This window comes from Pseudomonas sp. 2VD, assembly GCF_005503585.1.
Classification (GTDB): Bacteria; Pseudomonadota; Gammaproteobacteria; order Pseudomonadales; family Pseudomonadaceae; genus Pseudomonas; species Pseudomonas aeruginosa.
Map to the genome: position 1 here is coordinate 1 of NZ_SCND01000509.1, position 3,283 is coordinate 3,283.

The 3,283-nt window shown below is 65.3% G+C and carries 3 protein-coding genes; all 3 read left to right on the forward strand.

Features of this window, described 5'->3' with window-relative positions; translation table 11 throughout:
- Nucleotides 1–717: MOSC domain-containing protein (locus FFS27_RS30715; protein WP_256659777.1), on the forward strand; the 717-nt coding region annotated here is incomplete at its 5' end.
- Nucleotides 718–834: 117 nt separating this feature from the next.
- The gene (locus FFS27_RS30720) at nucleotides 835–1,398 is read left to right on the forward strand and encodes a transglycosylase SLT domain-containing protein (protein WP_272483178.1); all 564 of its coding nucleotides are present in this window, start codon (nucleotides 835–837) and stop codon (nucleotides 1,396–1,398) included.
- A gap of 532 nt (nucleotides 1,399–1,930) precedes the next feature.
- On the forward strand, nucleotides 1,931–3,283 hold a 1,353-nt coding region (locus tag FFS27_RS30730), incomplete at its 3' end, for an undecaprenyl-phosphate glucose phosphotransferase (protein ID WP_137952448.1).

Consider the following 3,283-nt stretch of genomic DNA (forward strand, 5'->3'; position numbering starts at 1 on the left):
CCCCTGCCTGCCCTACCCCTGGATGCCCTTCTCACCGGCCGCGCCCGGCCCTTCACCCGCCCCGGCTCGCGCAGCGGCATCGCCAAGTCTCCGCGCGACGGTGCGCTCAGGGTCACCCCCGTCGGCCTGGAGGGCGACGAACAGGGCGACCTGCGCGTCCATGGCGGCGTCGAGAAAGCGATCCACCATTACCCACGCGAACACTACGCCGCCTGGATCGCCGAACTGGGCGAACACCCCCTGCTGATGCAGGCGGGCGCCTTCGGCGAGAACTTCAGCACCAGCGGCTGGAGCGAAGCCGACGTCTGCCTCGGCGACCGCGTGCGGGCCGGGACCGCGCTGCTCGAGGTGTCCCAGGGGCGCATGCCCTGCTGGAAGCTCAACGACCGCTTCGAGGTCGCCGGGATGTCCCTGCGGGTGCAGGAGTCCGGGCGCACCGGCTGGTACTACCGGGTGCTGGAGGAAGGCGTGGTGGCGGCTGGCGATATCCTGCAACTGGTCGAGCGGCGCCATCCGGACTGGTCGCTGTTGCGACTGTCCGTGGTGCTGTTCGACAGGCGGGCCGACGCCGAGCTGCTGCGCCAGTGCCTGGCGCTGCCGCTGACGCCATCCTGGCGGCGCACCCTGGAGCGGCGCCTGGAAAAAGGCCAGGTCGAGGACTGGGGGCCGCGCCTGGAGGGAGCCCCCAGCCAGGCCGAGACGCCCAGGCCGACCTGAGGAAGCGCCGACGCCCCCCGCAGGCAGGGAATCGGCCTGGGGATGCATGGAGTGCCGGAAAGCGGGTATAAAGCGCCAGCGTTAAGCGACCCAGACGTCTGCCAAAGGACCCCTTTCATGCTGCGGCTCTCGATGCCGGCCCTGCTCCTGGCTCTTGCCGGCTGCGCCACCAAGCCCCCCGCCAATCCCGATAACCTCTGCGAGATCTTCCGCGAAAAACCGAAATGGCACGAGGCGGCGCTGAAGATGCAGCAGCGCTGGGGCGCGCCGGTCCAGGTGCCGATGGCGATGATGTACCAGGAATCGTCCTTCAAGCACGACGCCCTGCCGCCGCGCTACTACTTCCTCGGTTTCATCCCCTGGGGCCGGGACGAGACCTGGGCCGACTACAAGCGCGAGGCCGGCGGCTGGGGCGCCAGCCGCGACGACTTCGCCGACGCCCTGGACTTCATGGGCTGGTACATCCAGAAGAGCCAACGGGTCAACGGCGTCTCCAAGTGGGACGCCTACGGCCAGTACCTGAACTACCACGAGGGCTGGGGCGGCTACCGCAACCGCAGCTACGACGCCAAGCCATGGCTGAAGAACGTCTCGCAGAAGGTCCAGTCCCGCGCCTCGCTGTTCGGCGCCCAGTACCGCAGTTGCCAGCAGGAGCTGTCGCGCGGCGGCTGGTTCTGGTAGAGCCGTCCGCGCACGCCGCGGGCCCGAACCTATTCCGCCTTCGACGAGGGCAACGGACAACGTCCGCCAAGCCCCCCAGGTCGGACCGGCACGCTCGAACGGCCAACCTGCGTCATGGAACCGCAGGCGCATCCTGCCCAGGCAGCCCGCAGCGCCAGTGGACAGGCGGGTCTTCGAACCGGCGGCTAGCCACCTGACCGAGCGGCCTGCCCTCACCTTTCACCCCGCTTCGCTTCCCAGGCCAGAGCGCTCGCGGATTGGCGGCGTCAGATTTCCTCGTCTACTGTTTGGATAAAAGTTTGGCGCCAGAAATACGTCAATAAATTGACTAAAAAAACTTACCCAGACTACGGATATTTCCCTGGGAATGCTAAGATAGCTATCACAAAGCCACTATCGACGAATGAACCTATTCGACGGGAAAATGACTAAACCGCGTGGCAAATGAAAAATAGTCACTAAATTGACGCTTCACCGCCTTGCTCTTCCCTATCCACTCAATGGACTGCCCGTGATCGGCAGAGCAAACAACATGCATTCGAAGTCGGTAGATAGCCTGTCGCTGACACGGGCTGGATTCATCGAGTACTTCCTGGTCGCGACCAAACTGGTACACGCGCTCACCGCCATCGCCCCGGCGCTGTTCCTGCTGTACTACCCCGGCCTGGTTCCCGTGGAGCTGCGCAGCAACATGCTCGGGCTGCTGCTGTTCTTCGGCGCGCTCACGGTGATCATGTTCCAGGCACTGGACGTCTACTCCGACGATATCTTCAGCAACCGCCTGCGCTTCCGCATCATGTTCTTCGCCTGGGCCTCGGCGTTCTGCCTGCTGTTGTTCATGTACCAGGGCCTGGGCCTGTTTCCCTACCTCAGCAGCAAGCTGGTGATCTTCTGGTTCACCGGCAGCCTGCTGCTGTTCGGCGTGCAGCGCCTGCTGGTGCTGCGCCTGTACCGGGCCTGGATGAAACGCGGCATGTACCTGCAACGCACGGTGATCCTCGGCTTCACCGAGAGCGGCATGCACCTGGCCGAATACCTGGTACGCAACCACGACATCCGCTCCGGCATCATCGGCTTCATCGACGACCGCTCCGAGCGGGTCCCGGAGAACTACAACTCGCTGCCGCTGCTGGGCAACACCAAGGACCTGGAGAAGCTGATCCGCCAGGAACAGGTCGACCAGGTGCTGGTCGCCCTGCCCTGGTTCGCCGAGGGGCGCATCGGCGCCATCGTCCACCGCCTGCGGCAATTGCCGGTGAACGTCCTGCTGGTGCCGGACATGGCTGCCTTCCGGCATGCCCACAACCGCATCGTCGATGTCTCCGGGATCCCCATGTTCAACGCGTCCGAGCTGCCGCTGCGCGGCTGGTCGCCGCTGATCAAGCGCTGCGAGGACCTGGTCCTGGCGAGCATCGCGCTGGTCCTCTTCGCCCCGCTGATGGCCCTGGTGGCCCTGGCGATCAGGCTCGACTCCAAGGGGCCGGTGCTGTTCCGGCAGAAACGCTACGGCTACAACAACCGGCTGATCTGGGTCTTCAAGTTCCGCTCGATGTACACGGAAAGGACCGACGCCAACGCCGAACGCCAGACCACCCGCGACGACGACCGCATCACCCGGGTCGGCCGCTTCATCCGCAAGACCAGCATCGACGAGCTGCCGCAGCTGTTCAACGTGCTCGCCGGCAGCATGTCGATGGTCGGTCCGCGCCCCCACGCCACGGCGACCAAGGCCGCCGGCATTCCCTTCGAGGAAGCGGTCAGCGAATACAGCTCGCGCCACCGGGTCAAGCCCGGCATCACCGGCTGGGCGCAGATCAACGGCTACCGCGGTGAGACCGACACCCTGCACAAGATCAAGAAACGCGTGGAATACGACCTCGAATAC

Coding starts and splice junctions, on each gene's coding strand:
- FFS27_RS30720 (WP_272483178.1), top strand. CDS start 835: ATGCTGCGGCTCTCGATGCCGGCCCTGCTCCTGGCTCTTGCCGGCTGC.